Origin of the sequence: Nocardioides sp., from assembly GCF_047602075.1 — a bacterium.
GTDB lineage: Bacteria > Actinomycetota > Actinomycetes > Propionibacteriales > Nocardioidaceae > Nocardioides.
This window is the reverse complement of record NZ_JASGIF010000002.1, coordinates 100,999-120,792: the sequence shown is the minus strand read 5'-3', so window position 1 is coordinate 120,792 and position 19,794 is coordinate 100,999. Positions and strand designations below refer to the sequence as shown.

General features: G+C 68.3%; 19 protein-coding genes. 11 read left to right on the top strand and 8 right to left on the bottom strand.

The window, feature by feature from the left end:
• The first annotated feature begins 18 nt into the window (after nt 1–18).
• From QM714_RS13265 to QM714_RS13255, 3 genes are all read left to right on the top strand, one after another.
• Complete coding sequence (locus tag QM714_RS13265) at nt 19–1,026, top strand: substrate-binding domain-containing protein (protein WP_415101327.1); 1,008 nt, start codon at nt 19–21, stop codon at nt 1,024–1,026.
• Nucleotides 1,027–1,248: 222 nt separating this feature from the next.
• Complete coding sequence (locus QM714_RS13260) at nt 1,249–1,548, top strand: hypothetical protein (protein WP_415101325.1); 300 nt, start codon at nt 1,249–1,251, stop codon at nt 1,546–1,548.
• A complete protein-coding gene (locus QM714_RS13255) occupies nt 1,539–2,153 on the top strand; it encodes an enolase C-terminal domain-like protein (protein WP_415101323.1) in 615 nt (204 codons plus the stop codon). Before QM714_RS13260 ends, QM714_RS13255 begins: the two co-directional genes overlap by 10 nt.
• 90 nt (nt 2,154–2,243) lie before the next feature.
• On the opposite strand, the gene QM714_RS13250 is transcribed toward QM714_RS13255, so the two are convergent.
• Both QM714_RS13250 and QM714_RS13245 read right to left on the bottom strand, forming a co-directional pair.
• The gene (locus QM714_RS13250) at nt 2,244–2,942 is read right to left on the bottom strand and encodes a GntR family transcriptional regulator (protein WP_415101321.1); all 699 of its coding nucleotides are present in this window, start codon (nt 2,940–2,942) and stop codon (nt 2,244–2,246) included.
• 14 nt (nt 2,943–2,956) lie between these two features.
• The gene (locus tag QM714_RS13245; protein ID WP_415101319.1) at nt 2,957–3,466 is read right to left on the bottom strand and encodes a VOC family protein; all 510 of its coding nucleotides are present in this window, start codon (nt 3,464–3,466) and stop codon (nt 2,957–2,959) included.
• A 136-nt stretch (nt 3,467–3,602) separates the two neighbouring features.
• Between QM714_RS13245 and QM714_RS13240 the strand changes: the two genes are divergently transcribed.
• The 3 genes from QM714_RS13240 to lpdA all read left to right on the top strand — a co-directional run bounded on the left by QM714_RS13240 (nt 3,603) and on the right by lpdA (nt 8,592).
• Nucleotides 3,603–5,759 (top strand): thiamine pyrophosphate-dependent enzyme, encoded by a 2,157-nt coding sequence (locus QM714_RS13240; protein WP_415101317.1) that lies wholly within the window; start codon nt 3,603–3,605, stop codon nt 5,757–5,759.
• Nucleotides 5,760–5,823: 64 nt separating this feature from the next.
• On the top strand, nt 5,824–7,185 hold the full coding sequence (locus QM714_RS13235) for a dihydrolipoamide acetyltransferase family protein (RefSeq protein ID WP_415101315.1): 1,362 nt from the start codon (nt 5,824–5,826) through the stop codon (nt 7,183–7,185).
• A gap of 39 nt (nt 7,186–7,224) precedes the next feature.
• A complete protein-coding gene (gene lpdA, locus QM714_RS13230) occupies nt 7,225–8,592 on the top strand; it encodes a dihydrolipoyl dehydrogenase (RefSeq protein ID WP_415103025.1) in 1,368 nt (455 codons plus the stop codon).
• A 60-nt stretch (nt 8,593–8,652) separates the two neighbouring features.
• Here the strand turns inward: lpdA and QM714_RS13225 are convergent, their stop codons facing one another.
• Nucleotides 8,653–9,150, bottom strand: coding sequence for a hypothetical protein (locus QM714_RS13225; protein WP_415103024.1), 498 nt, complete (start codon nt 9,148–9,150; stop codon nt 8,653–8,655).
• A 495-nt stretch (nt 9,151–9,645) separates the two neighbouring features.
• Nucleotides 9,646–9,849, bottom strand: a complete 204-nt coding sequence (locus QM714_RS13220; RefSeq protein WP_415101313.1) for a hypothetical protein — start codon at nt 9,847–9,849, stop codon at nt 9,646–9,648.
• Between the two features lie 128 nt (nt 9,850–9,977).
• Here QM714_RS13220 and QM714_RS13215 point away from each other — a divergent pair, with 128 nt between their 5' ends.
• Nucleotides 9,978–10,460: a TspO/MBR family protein gene (locus QM714_RS13215; RefSeq protein WP_415101312.1), complete on the top strand. Its 483-nt coding sequence runs from the start codon at nt 9,978–9,980 to the stop codon at nt 10,458–10,460.
• 101 nt (nt 10,461–10,561) lie between these two features.
• Here QM714_RS13215 and QM714_RS13210 read toward each other — a convergent pair whose 3' ends face one another.
• Entirely contained in the window at nt 10,562–12,349 is a 1,788-nt protein-coding gene (locus QM714_RS13210; protein ID WP_415101310.1) for a siderophore-interacting protein, read from the bottom strand.
• A gap of 152 nt (nt 12,350–12,501) precedes the next feature.
• Here QM714_RS13210 and QM714_RS13205 point away from each other — a divergent pair, with 152 nt between their 5' ends.
• The 4 genes from QM714_RS13205 (at nt 12,502) to QM714_RS13190 (ending at nt 16,701) form a co-directional block, all read left to right on the top strand.
• Nucleotides 12,502–13,617 (top strand): ABC transporter transmembrane domain-containing protein, encoded by a 1,116-nt coding sequence (locus QM714_RS13205; protein ID WP_415101309.1) that lies wholly within the window; start codon nt 12,502–12,504, stop codon nt 13,615–13,617.
• Nucleotides 13,617–14,219: an ATP-binding cassette domain-containing protein gene (locus tag QM714_RS13200; RefSeq protein WP_415101308.1), complete on the top strand. Its 603-nt coding sequence runs from the start codon at nt 13,617–13,619 to the stop codon at nt 14,217–14,219. The genes QM714_RS13205 and QM714_RS13200 overlap by 1 nt, the downstream gene beginning before the upstream one ends.
• Nucleotides 14,212–15,903 carry an ABC transporter ATP-binding protein gene (locus QM714_RS13195; protein ID WP_415101307.1) on the top strand — a complete coding sequence of 564 codons (1,692 nt, stop codon included), beginning with the start codon at nt 14,212–14,214 and terminating at the stop codon, nt 15,901–15,903. The genes QM714_RS13200 and QM714_RS13195 overlap by 8 nt, the downstream gene beginning before the upstream one ends.
• An 81-nt stretch (nt 15,904–15,984) precedes the next feature.
• The gene (locus QM714_RS13190; protein WP_415101306.1) at nt 15,985–16,701 is read left to right on the top strand and encodes an AraC family transcriptional regulator; all 717 of its coding nucleotides are present in this window, start codon (nt 15,985–15,987) and stop codon (nt 16,699–16,701) included.
• Nucleotides 16,702–16,780: 79 nt separating this feature from the next.
• Here the strand turns inward: QM714_RS13190 and QM714_RS13185 are convergent, their stop codons facing one another.
• Genes QM714_RS13185 through QM714_RS13175 form a run of 3 tightly spaced genes read right to left on the bottom strand, consistent with a single transcriptional unit; the run spans nt 16,781 to nt 19,789 of the window.
• Nucleotides 16,781–17,632, bottom strand: coding sequence for an ABC transporter ATP-binding protein (locus QM714_RS13185; RefSeq protein WP_415101305.1), 852 nt, complete (start codon nt 17,630–17,632; stop codon nt 16,781–16,783).
• A gap of 13 nt (nt 17,633–17,645) precedes the next feature.
• Nucleotides 17,646–18,749, bottom strand: coding sequence for a FecCD family ABC transporter permease (locus QM714_RS13180; RefSeq protein ID WP_415101304.1), 1,104 nt, complete (start codon nt 18,747–18,749; stop codon nt 17,646–17,648).
• The gene (locus tag QM714_RS13175) at nt 18,746–19,789 is read right to left on the bottom strand and encodes a FecCD family ABC transporter permease (RefSeq protein WP_415101302.1); all 1,044 of its coding nucleotides are present in this window, start codon (nt 19,787–19,789) and stop codon (nt 18,746–18,748) included. The genes QM714_RS13180 and QM714_RS13175 overlap by 4 nt, the downstream gene beginning before the upstream one ends.
• Nucleotides 19,790–19,794: the final 5 nt, after the last annotated feature.

Genomic DNA, 19,794 nt, shown 5'->3' with positions numbered 1-19,794 from the left:
AGGCGTCACAGGACGTGGGTGGCGGCGGCGGTCGTCGCCACGTGCGCGCTGGCCGCAGCATGCAGTACCAACGCACCCGACGCCGCCAAGGCTGACACCGGCGGCAGTACTACCTCCAAGACAATCGTCCTGGTCCCCAAGCAGACGAGCGACCCCTTCTTCACCGCTGCCGAGAGCGGAGCGAAAGAGGCCGCCGGCCAGCTCGGTTACAGCATCAACTACGTCGGCCCGACCACCGCAGACGCCGCCGGCCAGGTGACCACGCTGGAGTCCGCACTCCAGTCCCACCCGGCCGCCATCACCATCGCGCCCAATGATCCGGACGCAGTCGCGCCGGTGTTGAAGAAGGCGATGGAGCAGGGCGTGGTGGTCTCGGCATTCAATGCCGACGCCGCCCCAGACGCCCGGCAGTTCTTCGTGAGCCAGGCCTCCGACGAAGGAATCGCGGAGGCGATCGTCGACACCATGGCCGAGCAGACGAACGGCCAGGGAACGTTCCTGCTCGTCACCTCGACCGCCACCGCCGCCAACCAGAAGACCTGGCTGAACCTCATGAAGCCGTACATCGCTAAGAAGTACCCGAACATGAAGATCGCTCAGATCATCCCCGGCAACGACGACCCCGCCACGGTCCTCCAGGTCACCAGCAGCTACCTCTCGGCCCACAAGAGCGACACGACCGGTGTGTGGGTGATCGGCGGAGGGATGTCCGGCGCAGTGAGGGCCATGCAGCAACTCGGCATCGACCCGAAGCAGATGCCGGTTGCCGGGCTGTGCATCCCCAGCGATGTACGTGAAGACATGCACGCCGGGCTGATCAAGAACTGCGTGCTGTGGAGCCCCGCCGACACCGCATATGCCGATGTGTACGCCATCGACGCAATGATCAAGGGCACCTACCCGGAGTCGGGTAACGGGACCCTCGACGCGGGCCGGCTCGGTACCTTGCAGATCAAGGACAACGTGGTCGAGGTCGGCGACCCCATCACCTTCACGGCCGACAACATCGACCAGTATAAGTTCTGACCCGAGCACGATTGGCGGGCGGCGGTCGGACCCGGCTGGGTCCGACCGCCAACCGACGGGGCAGCCCTTTACACGCACGCCGGAGCAATCGATGGGCAAGTTGCTACCGTTGTAGCTTCGAGGACGACTCACGTCAGATCTGTGTCCCGGGCTGTTCCAGGCAAGTGCCTCTGCGGAGCCTGCAACTCGGGACTCGGGTGTCGGCCCGCCGGCGCCACGCGGGTGTACACCTCCACGGGCCTGGTCGGCGAGGCGTATGTCGGGGACGAGGACGACGGACTCGCCACCATCGCGGGAATCGTCCAGCGCGAACTCGCCCCGCTAGTCGTGGGACGCGACGCGCTGGCAGTGGAGCGGCTGTGGACGATGACGAACGCGGCGACGATGGACATACTCAGGGACCGCCGTCTCGGACTGGTGGCCCAAGCGGCGGTCGACACCACGCTCTGGGATGTGGTAGGCAAGGCCTGTGGTCAGCCTTGTGGCGTCTGTGGGGTGGGGCATCGTCGTCGGTGCCCCTGATCGCGATCGGCGGCTACTACGGAGACGCTCTGGGAACGATCGAGGACGAAGTCCACTTCTACCGTGACGAGCTCGGGCTCGCAGGAGTCAAGTTCAAGGTCGGGGGAGCATCGCCTGAGGTCGACGCCGACCGGGTGCGCCGTGCTCGCGCGGCAAGTGGCCCGGATTGGGTCATCGCAACGGACGCCAACCAGGGCTGGACGGTCCCCGAGGCTCTCGACTTCACTCGTCGGGTCGCCGACCTCGACATCGCCTGGCTCGAGGAGCCGGTGCGCTGGCAGGACGACCGCAGGGGCCTTCGCGACGTGCGTCTTGTCGGCGGGATCCCGGTGTGCGCGGGCCAGAGCGAGTACTCGCCCGCCGGATGTCGCGATCTCATGGAGCTGGGAGCGATCGACTACTGCAACTTCGATGCCTCCTGGTCTGGCGGAGCCACCGCCTGGTTGCGGACGGCAGCGATCGCCCACTCCTACGGCATCCGAGTCGGACATCACGAGGAGCCGCAGGTCTCGTCCCACCTACTGGCCAGTCAGAGCCACGGCGGATACGCGGAGTGCTTCCACCCCGACCGGGATCCGTTCTGGTGGTCTCTGGCGCGGTGGTGACTGGCTCGAAGGTGGCCGGGTCCGACTCGGGGACGCTCCTGGCCTGGGATGGGGCCTGGACGAGGACTACATCAGCGAGGTCCGTATCGACTAGGTCACCGGCGGTGCCGGTTCTGACCGATCTGGTGACAGCGATCTCAGGAACTCAGGATTCCTCGCGAGCTCGACCCGGGTGCGTTGGATGTGGAGTGCCAGCACACTCGCCGCGCTGTCGGTGTCGCCGCTCGCGACCGCCTCTACCAAGAGTCGGTGTTCGGTGTTGATCATCCACGAGCCATGCGATCCCATGAGTCGAGCGAATTCCCGCCGATAGTGCTGCGTGGTGTCCCACATCCGCTCCACCATGGTCGCCAGGTACGGCGTGCGGTGGCCGGCGTAGGTGGCCCAGTGCAGTTCGCGGTCCAGTCGGATGAAGGTCTCGACGTCGTCGTTGGCTTCGATTTCCGCTTGGAGTGCCCGCAACCGATCGACCGTCCCGGGTTGCAGGTTCGGCATGCTGTCGACGAGCAGGATCGGCTCGATGCGCTCTCGGACCCGGTAGGTGATGGACAGGTCGTGGAGGTCCATCTGGGTGACCCATGCCCCCGAGTTCGAACGGATCTCGACCAGTCCTCGCGAGTCGAGGATCCTCAGGGCCTCGCGCACGGGGATGCGGCTGGTCTGCAACTCATCCGCGAGCCGGTCCTGCTTGATGCGAGTTCCAGGCGGAAGCTGGCCGGAGAGGATCCGCTCCCGGACCACTTCGGCGATTCGCTGACTGGCGACCGGCGAACTCCCGGGTGACGTCACGGCGACCTCCTCGGCTACTCGAACGCCGCAGGGTTGCGGTAGTACGCCTTGCCGTCAGGGTAGGACACCAGTTCGAACTGCATCCCCCACGGGCTCGTGAAGTAGACCCATCGCTGTCCCTCGTGCGCCCCTCGGCTGCTCGTCGGCGCGCCCATCACCCTCACGCCGCGCTCGTTGAGGGCGTCGACGGCTGCGTCCAGGTCGTCGACGTACAGCGCCACGTGGTGGCCTCCGACGTCGCTGTTGCGTGGTGGTTCGCCGACCTGGTCGGGAGCGTCGTATTGGAACACTTCGAAGATCGCCTGTCCGCCGAGTCCGTAGAAGTGCACCCTGCGGATGGTTGCGCGCGGATGGACGCCCAGGTGCACGGCCATCCAGTCGCCGGCGTCCGCGATGGGGCCAAAGCGGTACAGGTACTCACACCCCAAGACCTCGGTGAAGAAGACGTGCGCCTCACGGATGTCGGGGACCGTGACGCCGATGTGGTCGACGTGACGGACGCCGGGGATCGGAGTGGCAGACATCTCACGAACTCCTTGCAATGGATACATTCCGGGCTCTATCATACGCCTGATCGCGGGAGCGGGACACGCTAGCGGGGATCCGTTGGATCCAATCGATACAGACGGGACTGAGATGACAACGCACACCAAGCTGAGCGTGAGCGCACCTTGGGTAGAGCTTTCGGCCAGTGAGAAGGACTGGTCGACCGCCGACCCCGACCTGCTCCTCCAGTTGCTGGGTCGCGCGCAGTGGATCCGTTCGTTCGAGGAGTACGTGCTCGAACTGGCGGGCCAGGGCCTCATCCACGGCCCCGCACACTCCAGCGTCGGTCAGGAAGGCGGCGCAGTCGGATCGATTCTGCCGCTGCGCTCGGACGACTTCGTGAACGGCTCGCACCGTGGGCACCACCAGTTCATCGCGAAGGCGGTCGGACACGTCCTCGAACCGAAGCGTGGCGCGCTTCCGGAGATCACCCCCGAGGTGCACGAAGTCTTCAGGCGGACCCTGGCCGAGATCTGTGGTCTCGCGGACGGCTTCTGCCGGGGACGAGGCGGCTCCATGCACCTGCAGTGGCGGGAGGCCGGCGCCATGGGAACGAACGCCATCGTCGGTGGTGGTGTCCCGCAGGCCGCCGGCTTCGCCTGGAACATGAAGAGGGCCGGCACCGACGCGGTATCAGTCACCTACTTCGGCGACGGAGCGGTCAACATCGGATCGGTCTTAGAGACGTTCAACCTGGCCGCCGCATGGAAGCTGCCGATCTGCTTCTTCATCGAGAACAACCAGTACGCAGTGTCCACAGCCGTCGCCAAGGCGACCGCAGAGGCCCGTCTGTCGGCCCGCGGACCCGGCTTCGGCATCCCCAGTTGGCGCGTCGACGGCATGGACGCACTGGCCGTCCACGCGACCATGATCGAAGCCGTCAAGCACATGCGCGAAGGAAACGGACCGACGATCATCGAGGCGGAGGTCTACCGGTACTTCCACCAGAACGGCGCGTTCCCCGGCTCCGCCTTCGGCTATCGCGACAAGGCCGAAGAGAAGCAGTGGCGTGATCGCGACCCCATCGATCAGCTCCGGGCTGCAGTGCTCGAGCGCGGCATCCTGACCGCCGGCGAGGTCAGCGAAGCGAAGGCAGAGGTCGACCGGGTGATGGCCGGCATCGGCGACACGTTGCTGGAGCCAGTAAAGGGCGGAAAGCCCGGACAACGCCGTATCCGCGACGACCTCTGGCCAGACACGAGCTTCGTCGACGTCGGAGTCCGCGGCGACCTCTCCGAACTCGAAGGCCTGCGGTTCGAGGATCAGGGCGACTTCTCGGGCGAACTGACGGACCGTCGCTTCATCGACGTCGTGAGCGACGTCCTGGCAAGGCGAATGGAATGCGACGACCGCATCGTCATCATGGGCGAGGACGTCGACGGCCTGAAAGGCGGCACAAACGGCGCCACCAAGCGGTCCCTCGAGCTCTTCCCCGACCGAGTCCTCGGCACCCCGATCAGCGAGAACGCGTTCGCGGGCCTCGGGGGAGGGATGGCCCTCGACGGGCGTTTCCGGCCGATAGTCGAGTTCATGTACGCGGACTTCATGTGGGTGGCTGCCGACCAGCTGTTCAACCAGGTCGCCAAGGCGCGTCACATGTTCGGTGGTCACAGCGCCGTCCCGTTCGTGTTGCGCAGCAAGCTGGCCGCCGGGACCGGATACGGGTCGCAGCACTCGATGGACCCTGCCGGCGTCTTGACGACGGCCCCGGGCCTGCGAGTCGTCGCGCCGTCGACGCCGTTCGACTACGTGGGCCTCATGAACACCGCGCTCGCGTGCGACGATCCGGTCGTCGTCCTCGAACACGTCGACCTCTACACATCGACCGGCACTGCCCCCGCCGACGACCTTGACTACCACCTCCCCGTCGGGAAGGCAGCGCTGCGACGCGAGGGCGACGACCTCACCGTCATCTCCTACCTGACCATGGTGGGCCACTGTCTTGAGGCCATCGATCAGGTCCCCGACCTGTCCGTCGACCTTATCGACCTGCGCTGGCTCGACCGCGCGTCGCTGGACTGGGAGACCATCGAGGCGAGCGTGAAGAAGACCAATCGTGTCTTGATCGTCGAGCAGGGCGCCATCGGGACCTCCTACGGCGGGTGGCTCGCCGATGAAATCCAGCGCCGCCTCTTCGACTGGCTCGACGCTCCGATCGAGCGTGTGACCGGCGCCGAGGCGTCACCGAGCATCAGCAAGGTCTTGGAGCGGGCCGCAATCGCAAAGACGGACGAGGTCGCCGCGGCACTGCGCGCCATCGCAGCCGAGTGACGCCGCCAGCCGACCGACCGACCCGACCCGCGCTGACCGACTTCAGAGACTAGGAACCAAACCCATGGCTGAGCTGTTGCCCGTGCCTGAGGTGGCTGCAGGAGCCACCGAGGTGATCGTCGCCGAGTGGCTTGTTGCGGTCGGTGCCGAGTTCAAGGCAGGCGACGCGATCGCCGTCATCGAGACCGAGAAGGCCATCGTCGAGATCGAGGCCGAGCAGGACTCGGTGCTCCTGCGCGCGCTCGTCGAACCGGGAACGACGATCGACGTCGGCGCGCCGATGGCCCTCCTCGGCACCCTCGCCGAACTCGACGCCGACCTCGACGCACTCCTGGGGGGACTCGGAGTCGACGGCCCAGCGGCACCGGACGCCTCGAAGTCCGAGGTCCCGCCGAGCGAGGCCGAATCCCCTGCGCCAGGGCAAGACCCAGCTCCCCTGGAACAGCCCCCCGGGGCTGGTCACGACGCCGGCGAAGAGCGCACGTCGCACACAAACCCCCGACGTGTGTTCATCAGCCCCATCGCGCGGAAGCTCCTGAAGGATGCCGGCCTGCCCGTCGACGGCATCGAGGCGTCTGGACCGGGCGGAAGGATCCGACGACGAGATGTCGAGGCGGCGATCGCGGCCCGTCCCACGGTCATCCCCGACACCACAGACCGTTTCACCGCAGCGCGCGTTGAGGAGCCGACGGAACCGGTCTCCGAGGCGCGGTCCCACGAATCGGTGATCGAGCATCCCGGTGGCGCATGGTGGACCGAGGTGGAGCACTCACGGCTCCGGCGCGCGGTGGCGCGTCGCCTGACGCAGAGCAAACAAGAGGTGCCGCACTTCTATGTGAAGCGAACTGCCGTGCTCGAGGACCTGCTGGCCCTGCGCGCTCAACTCAACGAGCTCGGCACACACAGGGTCTCGGTGAACGACTTCCTGATCCGGGCCATCGCAGTAGCCCACACCAAGATCCCGGAAGCCAACGTCGTCTGGACCAACGACGCGATGAGGCAGTTCGACGGTGTAGACGTGGCCGTGGCGATCGCTTCGGAGCGTGGACTGGTCACCCCGGTACTCCGAGGCGTCGAGAACATGACCCTGTCGGGCATCTCATCGCAAGTGAAGAACCTCGTCGAGCGCGCGAACGCCGGCCGTCTCCAGCAGCGCGACCTCGAAGGCGGCTCGATCACGATCTCGAACCTCGGAATGTACGGCGTAGACGAGTTCTCAGCGATCATCAACCCGCCCCAATCGGCGATCCTGGCCGTCGGGGCCGGACGTCCGACACCCTCGGTGGTCGGGGACACCGTGCAGGTCCGCACGGCGGTCCAGCTCGTCGTCTCGGTCGACCACCGTGCCATCGACGGAACCCTGGCGGCCCAATGGATGGATGCCTTGGTCACGGCGATCGAGAATCCGCTCAGCCTCGTCGTCTGATCGACGCCCAACGTGGTCCGTCGCGACCGGAGAGTGAACATGGCAAACAACTTCGACGTGCTGATCCTCGGTGGAGGTAGCGGGGGCTACGCCACCGCCCTGCGTGCGACCCAGTTGGGGAAGACCGTCGGTCTAATCGAACAGGACCGGCTCGGAGGGACCTGTCTGCATCGAGGCTGCGTGCCCACCAAAGCGCTCCTCCACGCTGCCGAGCTGGCAGACAGCGCGCGCGCCGGTGCGGCCCACGGGATCAACACGACCTTCGACGGCGTCGACATGGCGAAAGTCGGCGCCTATCAAGCAGGAATCGTCGACCGGCTGTACAGGGGCCTGCAGGGGCTCATGACCACGGGAGGCGTCACCCTGATCCAAGGCAGGGGGACGCTCGTCGGCTCGACAGTCGTGGAAGTCGGCGACACCCGATACTCCGGAACCGACCTCGTACTCGCAACTGGCTCTTATGCCAGGACGCTCCCAAGTTTGGAACTGGGCCCACGCGTCGTCACCAGCGACGAGGCGCTTCGACTGGGTGAGATCCCCGACAGGGCCGTCATCATCGGTGGAAGCGTGATCGGAGTCGAATTCGCTTCAGCGTGGCGCTCACTCGGGTCAGAGGTCACCGTCATCGAAGCGCTCCCCTCGCTGGTCCCGCTGGAAGACCCCGCCATCGGCAGACAACTCGAACGCGCGTTCCGCAAGCGGGGAATCAAGTTCCGGACCGGTGTGCGGTTCAGCCACGTCGATCAGAACCCCGAGGGCGCTGTCGTCCACCTAGACAACGGCGACGTCATTCCCGCCGACCTCGTCCTAGTGGCGGTCGGACGGGGCCCGGCATCGCGCGGACTGGGGTTTGAAGAAGCCGGAGTCCGACTCGACCGCGGTTGGGTAGTGACAGACCAAGAGCTGCGTACATCGGTGCCGCGCGTCTACGCAGTCGGTGACCTCGTCCCCGGTCTGCAATTGGCACACCGGGGATTCGCCCACGGCATCTTCGTCGCCGAACACATCGCCGGTTTGGAACCCGAGCCGCTCCGAGACTCCGACGTCCCCCGAGTCACCTACAGCGACCCCGAGATCGCGTCGGTCGGACTCACCGAAGACCAGGCGCGGGCCCGGTTCGGCCAGGTCGACACCTACGAGTACAACCTCGCTGGCAACGGGAAGAGCCAGATCCTCGGCACCACGGGGTTCGTGAAGTTGGTCCGTGAGAAGGACGGCCCGATCGTCGGTGTCCACATGATCGGCGCACGGATCGGCGAGCAGGTCGGCGAGGCTGCGCTCATGGTGAACTGGGAGGCGAAACCCGAAGACGTCGCGCTATTCGTTCACGCTCATCCGACGCAGAACGAGTCGCTCGGTGAGGCCGCGTTGGCGCTCGCCGGAAAACCCCTGCACGCCCACAGCTGAGACATCGACATGTGGCGAAGTTGCGGCGACGCGAGCGCACCGAGCATGTCGTCAAAGACCTCACGGACGACACCCCTCCGTCCAGACGTCCGTGAGGAGGGGTGGGCGAGAAGCGTGATCTCGCCTACCCCGACCCCGGCCGACCCATTGCCAGAATTGGTGGCTTGCCCGCCACCAAATTCGCTCCGGACCGCCGTCTTCGCCTCGACCCGTCGGCGGTCCGGACACCACCCGAAGCGCCACCCGCCGGCAACCGCAATCTGAACCGCGCTCACTGCCGGACGGCCCCTCGAGGGCCGAGCCATCTTGGCCATAGGCCGAGCCCTTCGCGCCGGGGGTAGTGACCGGGACAAGGCCGTAGGCGCCGAAGGTGTGAACCCAGGGCTGCAGGCCCTCGCGCGCCAACGCGCCCGCCATCGACATCATTTTCGCCTCGGCCGTGCCGGCATGGACGAACCGCTCCGGCAAGGCGTTCTGAAATAGATCGGCGTCGCACTGCCGGGTGAGATCCCCGGACAGGCAGAGCACGTCCTCGCGCTCGGTTGCCAACGCGACCAGCGCCTGGCCGCTGTCGCATGGCGGATGTTCTGGCTGGTGGCCTTCAGCGAGGCGAAGTCCCGAGCGTGTCCGGAGTGCTGCAGTGTTGTCGATGACTCGTGCCGTGGCGACTAGCTTTCAGGCCGAAGTCAAGAGTGAGGGCTGGTCACGCAGCAGCGGCCACGGCCTGTGGGCGGGCGGGGGCTTCAGGTTGCTTTCAGTCCCGGACCCATGTGCTCATGGACTACTGTTGCGGTGCTGGTGGGAGCCGGCTCAACTGGATACGGCTGGTGCACCCCTGGGGTGCACGGACCCGAGGTAACGGGAGGGAACCGGAGGCAACGAGAGGGCCGGTTTCACGCTCAGCATGGCGGTTCGTGCGTGGTCGACCGTGATGGTCCTACGGTTCAACTCCCCCCTCGCGCACGAATGGAAGATGGCCTCTGACCTGGGGGCACGCTCTCGTGTGCGTTCGGGTGCCGACACGTACGCAACACCTTGAGGAAGCAGGGCGGCTTAGGGTGCGAGAGCGGCGAGCGGAGCGTTGACGGTGCCGTCGTCGGTGACCAGAGTCGGACCGGTTCCGGTGATCACCAGCCGGAACGCCGGCTCGCCGATTGCCGCAGTGTCGACTTGGTCGATGACAGCCTGGAGCGACTCGGCTCCACCTTCTGAGAGGGCGCCATCGTCCAGTGGTGGGAGAAGCTTCGGTCGGGACACGCGGCGTCACCAGCCCGGGCAGTGGCGCCGCTGGCGCGTCCCGGTCAGCAGTGTGGCGGAGTGGGCCAGAGGCCGGGTGGTCGGCGTGCTCTCGGGGTGGCTCAGGGATGGCCGGCAACAATGGTGGAATGGCGACCGCATCTGTGAGAGTCCCGCTTCACGCCTGGCCGGCGCTGCTGCCGTTCGGTGGCGCCGTTGTCGCCGTCGCCCTCGTCGGCGCCCGCGCGGCGAGCTCCTCGGCGGCCGTCTACGGCTCGCTCGACCTACCCGGGTTTGCCCCGCCGTCCTGGGTGTTCGGGCCGGTATGGGTCGTCCTCTACGTCGCCATCGCACTCGCAGGTTGGCTCGCCTGGCGCGCCGGTGCGGGCTTGCTCGGCGTCGCCGTGTGGTTGATCCAGCTCGCGCTCAACCTTGCCTGGACGCCACTCTTCTTCGCCGGTGGCCGCTATGGCTGGGCGCTCGTCGACATCGTCGCCCTGCTGGTCGCCATCGCCGTGACCATCGCCGTCTTCGCGCGCTTCTCACGTCCGGCCGCCTGGCTCCTGGTGCCCTATCTGGCGTGGGTCGGGTTCGCCACGGCGCTCAACGCCGCCATCGTGTTGGCCAACTGAGCGACGAGTGGGCCCTGGCGGGGGGCTCGTGCGGGAAGCCCCGGTCGGCGGTTGCGAATACGATGAGGCAGCGGGCGCGCGAGCCGCGAGAAGGGGTTCGGTCAGGCTCGTGCTACCCAGAGCCGCCGCTCCCAGCCCAGGTCACGCCCGCCCGGGGTGCTGATCAGGGAGAAGCCGGCGTCGTCGAGCAGCTGCTCGATCTGTGCCGCCGAACGTAGGCCGCCGCCAAACGCCGCCCGCAGCTGCAGGTCCAGCTCGGCATCGTGATCGTGGACGCCGTCGTCCTCGAGCACTCGCTCGACTAGCACCAAGGTGGCGCCGCTGCGCTCCAGTTGTTCGCGCATCCGACGCATCGCTGCCTCCACCGCCGGGTCGTCCAGGGTTTCCAGCCACTGCATGGCGGCGGTCGCCGCGCGTGCATCGGCGTCGGAGGCATCCGCCTCACCTACCGTGACGGGAAGGCCGGGGTGGGTGTCTCGCAGTGCGGTGGCCAGCGCGTCTGCCCCCAGGCCGCGCACGGTGACCGAAGAGTGCTCGTCCCAGGCGTGGTGGGAGAGCACCGACGAAGCCGGCCAGGCCGCGTCGAAGGTGACGAAGTCTCGCGCAGCCTGGCCGAGCGGAGAGTCCGCGGCCAGCACCTGCACCATCTGCTCCCCGGTGGCGGATGGGGCCGGCGCTCCGGTGCGCAGCGTCGTCAGGAGGCGATCCGGCGTCAGCGCCCACAGTGCGAGCGCCGGGTCGTCGTACTCGTCGTCCTCGGAGACCACGAACTCGCCGATCCCGCCCAGCCTCAGTACGCCGGCGCCGGTCACTGACGGATCGGTGGGATCGGCTGCGAGCACGTCCACGGAGACCAGATAACGACAGAGTGCTCGCAGGGTGGGCTCATCCAACCCCAGCTCCCGGGCCAAGACGGCGGGGGAGCACGGCTGACGCTCCAGGTGACCGAGGACACCGGACGCCACCGCGGTCCAGACGACCGAGGGAGCGGTCAGATCCGTGAGCTGCTCCCATCGCTGGCGCAGCGCGTCGACCGCCTCCTCGCCGGGATCGGCTAGCGGCTTGCCGTCCTCGGTGGCCGGGGCCGCCGAGTAGCGCCAGTAGCCGGTCACCTCGTAGCAGTCCGGCGGCACCTGGCGCTCGTTCTTGAGCCAGTTGCGGATGGGCTTGAGACTGATCGCCTCGCCGGCGAACCAGCAGTAGGCCTCCCCCGGCCACCACGGCGCCGCCGTGACCGCGTCGAACAAGGCGGTGCTCGCTCCCGCCGCGACGGCACCGCGATGCACCCAGGTCAACTCCACCCCGTCGGGGACCGCCAGGGGTAGTTCGTCAGCCGGACCGCCCACCTCGACGAAGAGTTGCCCACGCACGCCGGTAGGCCATTCCTCCAACAGCCGTGCCATCGCAGGGAGAGCGGTCTCGTCCCCACCCAGCAGCAGCCAGTCGACTCCGGTCGGAAGCAGTGCCGAGATCTTCGGGCCAGCGATATGCGCCAGGTCGCCCGCCTGCACCCGCTCGACCCACGAGGACGCGAACCCGGTGCCGTGTCGCACGAAGTCCAGGTCCATCTCGCCAGCCACCGGATCCCAGCGCCGCGGGGTGAAATCCTTGGCGGGCGAGGCTCCCGACCAGTCCAGGAGTCCGTCCACCTGCCGGGGCGGCACCGCCGCGGATTCGCCGTGACCGGGGACGACCAGCTTGACGTGGTCGTCGAATCCCAGACTCTGCAACTCGCCGACCTTGATCCCGTCCGAGGTGGTGAACGGTCGGAGTTGCCCACCGGTCAAGGTGATCCTCCGGAAGCCCGGAGACAGATCCTCGACTCGACTGACGGTGAGGGTGCGGATGTTGATCTCGAAGACCTTGTTCTCGCGTCGGCTGCGAGGCATGAACGCTCCTTGACTGGGAGGTGACCGGCGATCACGGTAGGGGTGCGCTGGCCCGACCTGCCACGCCCCAGGTCGGGGATGGGCGCGTGCTTCGACCGGACGCTCCCGGGCTTGGACCGAGACCCGGGTCGGGCCCCTAGGTTGAGGGCGCCATGTCGACTGCCCCTCTCTCCACCGCCGCGGCGGTGCTGGGCTGGTGCCTGCGGCAGGCTCGGCGCACGCTGGCCGCCTCGATGGCCTCCGCGCTCGTCCGACAGGTCGCCTTCCTGGCGATTCCGTGGTGCCTCGGGCGAGCGGTGCAGGCTCTGGCCGAGGGTGACGCAACGATGATGTACGGCGCATTGGGACTGCTCTCCCTCTGCGTGCTCATCGACTTCGCCGGGCTCTGCGGGTGGATGTGGTGGGCCCATCTGGCCGAGGCGCGGCTGGCGAACGACCTTCGCTGCCGGCTCCTCGAGGTGACTCTGCGGCAGGACGCCGGCCGGCTGGAGTCGATCGGGTCCAATCAGGGCGACCTGCTGTCTCGCGCGATCGACGACGTCGACGCCGTCCTGACCTGGATCCACGGACTGGCACACTGGGTGGTGATCTCGGTGACCGTGATCGTGCTCGTGCCGGCGATTGGTGCGATGGATCCACTCCTGCTCGTGGTCGCACTTGGCTGTGGGTCCCTGTTGGCGGTCACAAACATGATCGCGCCGCGGCTCTTCGGCCCCCGGATCGCCGCAGTCGCGGCCGAACAAGGCGCGCGCAGCCAGTCCGTGCAGCACCTGGTCGCCGCGGCCCCCTCCTTGCGGGGCGTCGGCGCAGAGCAGGCTCTGGTCCGGCGGCATGCCGTGCGCAGCGCGGCCGTGCGGGAACGAATCATGGCCGTCGCGCGGGTGGGCGCGGGATGGCAGGCGATCGGCACCGGTCTCCCGGGCGTCGCCGTCGGCATCGGCATCCTCGTCGGAGGCCTGGCCGCCCTCGACGCGCGGGTCGACATCGGCGACCTGACCACCTTCGCTCTCTGGATGGGCACGGTGCAGCTCGCTGCCGCGGCGATTGTGGCCCGACTCGGTGAGCGGAGTGCCGCACTGGCCAGCGCCCAGCGGATTGCCGAGGTGCTCAGCCTGGCCCCGGTCGGCAGCACGATGCCGGTGACCGTGGGCTCTGGTCGAACGGCGGCGACAGCCGGATCCCGAGCGAAGCCCGCATCGACACGTCGGAAATCGGCGTCTCGCTGCGGTTGCAGTCGCTGGCGCCCGACCTGCCGACTGCCGAGGTGATGCCGATCGACCTGGAGGTCTGGCCAGGCCAGTGGGCCCTGGTCACCGGCCCGACCGGCTCGGGCAAGTCCACGCTGTTGCGGAGCATCGCCGGAGCCGCAGCCGCCGAGGGCCGCGTCCTGGTCGGCCACCACGACGTTGCCGCCAGCGACCCGGACGACCGCGCCGACCTGCTCACTCTGGTGCCCCAGGGCCCGACTCTCTTCCACGGCACCATCCGCGACAACCTCCGGATGGCCGCACCCCACGCCGGTGATGACGCGCTGCTCGCTGCCTGCCACGCCGCGGGGTTCGACCCGGTCGTCACTCAGTTGCCGCAGGGCCTCGATACGCTGGTAGGAGAGCGCGGTGCGACCCTCTCCGGCGGCCAGCGTCAGCGGCTTGCGCTTGCTCGAGCCCTGCTTCGGCCGGTGCCGGTGCTCCTGCTCGACGACGTGACCTCAGGTCTGGATGTCGAGACCGAGCAGATCACCCTTGCTCGCCTGCGAAGAGCTACTGCGGATCGGGTCGTGGTGTGGGCCGGGCACCGCCCCGCCCTGCGCGGATGCGCGGACCTGACGGTCGAGCTCTCGGTTCGTCCGAACGGCTGCGCCGATGGCTGAGGTGCGCCGGCTCGCCGCGCATCCGGACGAGCACGCCGTCCTGCGGCGAACCGCTCCGCTGTTGCACGGACATCGTGGGTGGCTGGCCCTGGCGGTCCTGTTGAACCTGGCCGGAGCGGGCGGCGTGGTCGCCATCAGCGTGCTGTTCGGGATGGTCACCGATGCGGTGCTGGATCGTGACCGGGGTGCGGTCGTGGTCACTGCGGTGGCTGTGATCGTGGTCGCGGGCCTCGCCCTCGTGCTGGAGTGGATCGGCCACCTCGCCGTCGTACGCCTCGGCGAGAGCGTGGTGCAACAGCTTCGTGACCTCGCGGTGGCGCGGATCGCCGCGGCGCCGCTCCGGTTCATCGAGGCGCACCGGCGCGGCGACCTGGTGCGACGTACCACCGGGGAGATGACCGAGCTCTCCGGGTTCGTCGGCCGCACGCTGCCCGATCTGGTCAGCCAGTCGCTGCTCGTCGCGGTCACGGTCATCGTCCTCGCGAGCTATTCCTGGGTGCTGACCGGCGTGGTGGTCGCGATGCTCGCCGCGGCCGTCGTCGTGCTGGGTCGGCGATACCTTGCGCGCGCGGGGCCAGCGCTCGCCAACCTGGCGGATGCCGAGGCGGGGGTGAGCGCGAGCTTCGCGGAGTCGCTGTCGGCGCACGAGCAGATCGGCTTGCTCGGCGCTCGTTCGGTCCGTGGTCGACAGCTCCGAGAGGAAGGAGAGGGGTTGCTGGCTGCGCGGATCGGTTTCCTGCACAGCTATCGCTGGCTGGTGGCCCTCGGCCCGGCGGGTGGCCTCACCCTGGTCGTCCTGGTGGCCTTGTCCGCCTGGGGCCTCGACCAGGGCTGGCTCGGTGTCGGCGGCGCGGTCACGTTCATCTTCGCCGCCCGGGGCGCCTTCGGCGATGTCGAGGACCTCGTCGACGGTCTCGGTGAACTCCGGGCCGCCCGGACGGTCCTCGCACGACTGCTCGACCTCCTCGACGCCACCGAGATCGAGTTGCCGGCAGGTGCCGTGCCCCCCGCACCCGGTGACCTGGTGCTCGACTCGGTTGGCTACCGCTACGACGCGGACGGTCGGCCGGCGTTGGTGGACGTGTCGATGCGACTGGCACCGGGCGACCATGTCGCCGTGGTGGGGGAGACCGGATCGGGCAAGACCACGCTGGGCAAGGTGCTGGCCGGCTTCTACCCCGCTGACGAGGGATCGGTGTGCTGGCGTGGGGTAGCGATCGACAGCATCGCCCCGAGCGCTCTGCGACGGGCGGTGGCCTGTGTGCCGCAGGAGGTGGTCCTGGCCGAGGGCTCGATCGCGGACAACCTCGCCATGTTGCCGGGTGTGCTGGACACTCCAGCCTGGCGCGGACAGGTCCTGCGCACCGCCGCGGAGCTGGGGCTCGGAGCCTGGTTGGCTCGGCTGCCGACCGGCCTGGACACCGAGGTCGGTGAGCACGGGTCGCGGATCTCGGCGGGGGAACGACAGGTTGTCGCGCTGCTGCGGGCCGCCCTAGCCGATCCCGCGATCTTGGTGCTGGACGAGGCGACTGCCGATGTGGACGCCGAGATCGCTGCCGTGGTCGAGGGTGCCGTCGCTCGGCTGGGTCAGGGGCGGATCACGGTGGTGATCGCACATCGGCCCGACACCATCGGTCGGGCCGCCCGAGTGATCCGCCTGGCCGAGGCCAGGCGGGTTGGCTGACCACCTGGTCGGCCGCGCGGCCGAGGTCCACGGGCGGCGTACGGACGGAGCCAACGAGGCGATTAGGTTAGGCTAACCTTTGTGATAGACGATCCCTGGAAGCTTCACACCTGGGGGCACGCCCCACACGTTCACGACTTCCACCAGTTCCTGCACGTCGCCATCGGTCACGCTGCCATCGGCGTGGAGGGAATGGCGCTCCGGCTCTCGTCGTCGGTCGGGCTGATGGTGCCCGCAGGCACGTGGCACTCCGCGCGGTTCTCCGACGACTGTCTGATCACACCCTTCGCGTTCCCGGCCGACGACGTCTTGCCGTACGACGGTCCGACCCCGGTCGCGATCACCTCGGCACGCCGACGCCTGCTCTTGGCCGAGGGTCGCCGACTTCTCGATGGTGAGGGCCACGGTTCGCGGGAGCTCTTCGAGGCATTGGTCGATGATCTCGCCGAGCTCACTGTCCCCGCACCCGCCAGGGAGCCGGCGCGCACCGTCGCCGAGGCGATCCTGGCTGATCCGGCCGATCCCAGCACGGTCACGGACTGGGCGGCGCGGTCCTTCGTCAGCCCTAGCAGTCTGCGTCGGGCCTTCCGTTCCGAGACCGGTCTCTCGTTCACCGAGTGGCGCACCCGAGCTCGGATCAATGCCTCGATTCCCATGCTCGAGCGAGGCGAGATGGTTTCCCTGGTCGCCCAGCGGGTGGGCTTCGCCAGTGCCAACGGCTACATCCTTGCCTTCCGGCGCTACTTCGGGCAGACCCCTGGGGTCTTCATCAACAGCCAGCGAGAGCTCGTCTCCTAAGGGCCTGGCAAGGAATGAGGTGGCGACACGCCGAATAACTCCTCGCCAGGCCCTAACGTTTCGATCCTGCAGGAGAGGACTATCCCCGCGGGTCGAGCGCGACGACGTTCGGCGTGCCAGTGATCGGGTCGGGCACGACCAGGCAGGGCAATCCGAAGACATCGGCGACCAAGTCGGCATCGATCACCTCGCGCGGCGCTCCCGTCGCGACGACGCGCCCCTCCTTCATCACGATCAGGTCGCTGGCATACCGGAAGGCCTGGTTGAGGTCGTGCAGCACGGCGACGACCGTGCGCCCCTCGTCGTGGAGGGAGCGAAGCAGCTCCAGAAGGTCGAACTGGTGCGCGACGTCGAGGAAAGTCGTCGGCTCGTCGAGGAGCAGCACCGGGGTCTCCTGCGCCAGCAGCATCGCCAGCCAGACCCGCTGACGCTGACCGCCGGAGAGCTCGTCGACGAGGCGAGCCGCCAGCGGCGTACAACCGGTCGCCGCCAGCGCCGCGGCGACCGCCTGTTCGTCGCTCGTGCGCCACTGCTGGAAGATGCCCTGGTGCGGGTGTCGGCCGCGGGCGACCAGGTCGGCGACGGTGATGCCGTCGGGAGCGATCGCGCTCTGCGGCAGGAGCGAGATGCGTCGGGCGACCTGCTTGCTGCGCAGCGAGCGGATGTCGTGACCGTCGAGGCGAATCTCCCCGCTCTCCGGCGGCAGCACCCGCGCGAGTGCCTTGAGCAGGGTGGACTTGCCACAGGCATTCGGGCCGACGATCACCGTGAAGGTGCCAGGCCGGATCCCGACACTCAACGCCGAGGACACCTGCATGCCGGGATAGCCCAGGGTCACCTCGTCGGCCTCGAGTACGAAGCCACTCGTGGGCGGGCTGGCAGTCGGATCGACGGACGGTCCGGGAGATGGGATGGCCGTGGAATCGCGCATGATGCTCTCGCTCTCAACTCGATGCCGCGAGGGCGGCGCGCCACCGGCCCTCGTGGATCAGCAGCCAGATCAGGTAGAGGCCACCCAGCGACACAGTGACCAACCCGGTAGGAAAGCCGATGGCGTGAACGCCGAGGACCAGCGACACCAGGTCGGCCAAGGTGAGCAGCAGCGCACCGACCAGCGCGGCAGGCAGCAGCGCCACCGAGCCGGAGCGCACTAGCCGCCGCGCGAGCTGGGGGGCTGCCAGTGCGACGAAGCTGATCGGTCCGCAGGTCGCGGTGACGACCGCGACACAGGCGGTGCCAGCCAAGAGGCAGATCAGGCGCGTCCTGCCCGTGGCGACGCCGTGGGCGATCGCCACTTCGTCACCGAGCTCGAGCTCGCGGAGGCTGTGCGCCTGAGAGCCGATCAACAGCCCAGCTGCGGCGATGCCGATGGCCGCCGGCACGACCTGAGACCAGCCGATGTCGACCAGGGAGCCGGCCGCCCAGAGGCCGATCTGCAGCGCGGTGGTGTCATCGGCCCGGACCAGCAGATAGCTGTTGATCGAACCGAGCATTGCGCCGACGCCGATCCCGACGATGATCAGCCGGAATCCCTGGACGCCACGTCGGTACGCCAGCAGATAGACGACCATCGCAACCGCGATCCCGCCAATCAGGGCGCAGGCCGACCGTTGCGAGGTCCCGCTGATCTCGAGCATGAGCACACCGACCAGCACTCCGGTGAATGCTCCGGTGTCGAATCCGATGATGTCGGGTGAGCCGAGGGGGTTGCGGGTGAGGGACTGGAAGACGCCACCGGACAGACCCAGCGCGGCGCCGAAAAGGATCGCGGCGACCGCGCGCGGCAGGCGCCACTCGACCACCACCATCCGGAACAGCCCGCTGTCGTCGACCAGCAGCGCTCGGACAACGTCGACGAACGAGATGCGGATCTCGCCGACGCCGATCGCGATCGTCGCCGTGACAAGCGTGAGGAGCGCCAGCACCAGACAGACCGTGAGAAAGCGAACGCTGACTCGTCCCGAGGCGGGGCGGGTGCGAACGACGATCTCGGAGCGACCGAAGTCGACGGTGCCGATCGCGTCGATGCCGTCCAGCGACCCGGTCACAGGCCGCTCGCATTCGGTCTCCGGACCATCACGATCAGGACGGGGGCACCGACCAGCGCGACGACTACGCCCACCGCCAGCTCGTTGGGCCACACCACCACCCGCCCGCACACGTCGGCGATCAGCACGAGCGCGGGAGCGAGCAGCAGCGTGTAGCCCACGATGCGGGGTTGGCTGGGGCCGGTCAGCCAGCGAGCCACGTGCGGCACCATCAGGCCGACGAAGCCGATCCCGCCCGTGATGGCAGTGGCCGATCCCGCGAGCAGGCTGACCCCGAGCACGCCCAGAGTGCGGACCACGCCGACGCGCACGCCGAGCGACGTGGCCAGGTCGTCGCCGAGCGCGAGAGCGTCGAGCGGGCCGGTCAAGACCAGGGTGAGGAGGACGCCGGTGGCGAAGAACGGTGCCGTGGCGAGGAGTTCCGGGCCGTGGATGCCGCGCAGGGTGCCCAGCCCCCAACGCATGATGGCCTCGTAGGTCTCGGGCGAGAGCAGCACCATGGCGTCACCGATGCCACCGAGCACTGCGCTCAAGGCCACCCCGGCCAGGATGAGATGCATCGGCGAGACTTGGCCGCCAGCCACCACGCCGATGGCGTAGACGAGGGTGGTCGTGATCGCTGCTCCGAGGATCGCTAGCCACATGGTGGTGCCCAGCGAGCTCACCCCGAACAGCACGACGCCGACCGTGACCGCGAATCCGGCTCCCGCGTCGACGCCGAGCAGGCCCGGGTCGGCGAGGGGATTGCGGGTGATCGCCTGGATCAGCGCGCCGGCCAGACCGAAGCTGATGCCCGCGACGACCCCGGCCACGGTGCGGGGCAGCCGGACCTCCCACAAGATCAACTGATGCTGGAGGTCACCTTGGTGCCGCAGCGCGTCGAGCACGGCACCGGGGCCGAGCGAGTTCGCGCCGACGAAGATGCTGAGCAAGACGCTCGCCACGAAGAGGATCACCGCGCATGGCAACGCCCAGCCACGGCGTACGAAGGAAGCTGGGCCTTGCTGCTCGTGCCGGGCCGGAGCGGCAGTGGCGGTCACGTGGT

What these genes read in the sequence shown, in the direction of transcription:
- QM714_RS13245 (WP_415101319.1), bottom strand. Translation starts at nt 3,466, where the DNA reads ATGTCTGCCACTCCGATCCCCGGCGTCCGTCACGTCGACCACATCGGC.
- QM714_RS13235 (WP_415101315.1), top strand. Translation starts at nt 5,824, where the DNA reads ATGGCTGAGCTGTTGCCCGTGCCTGAGGTGGCTGCAGGAGCCACCGAG.
- lpdA (WP_415103025.1), top strand. Translation starts at nt 7,225, where the DNA reads ATGGCAAACAACTTCGACGTGCTGATCCTCGGTGGAGGTAGCGGGGGC.
- QM714_RS13215 (WP_415101312.1), top strand. Translation starts at nt 9,978, where the DNA reads ATGGCGACCGCATCTGTGAGAGTCCCGCTTCACGCCTGGCCGGCGCTG.
- QM714_RS13210 (WP_415101310.1), bottom strand. Translation starts at nt 12,349, where the DNA reads ATGCCTCGCAGCCGACGCGAGAACAAGGTCTTCGAGATCAACATCCGC.
- QM714_RS13205 (WP_415101309.1), top strand. Translation starts at nt 12,502, where the DNA reads ATGTCGACTGCCCCTCTCTCCACCGCCGCGGCGGTGCTGGGCTGGTGC.
- QM714_RS13200 (WP_415101308.1), top strand. Translation starts at nt 13,617, where the DNA reads ATGCCGATCGACCTGGAGGTCTGGCCAGGCCAGTGGGCCCTGGTCACC.
- QM714_RS13195 (WP_415101307.1), top strand. Translation starts at nt 14,212, where the DNA reads ATGGCTGAGGTGCGCCGGCTCGCCGCGCATCCGGACGAGCACGCCGTC.
- QM714_RS13185 (WP_415101305.1), bottom strand. Translation starts at nt 17,632, where the DNA reads ATGCGCGATTCCACGGCCATCCCATCTCCCGGACCGTCCGTCGATCCG.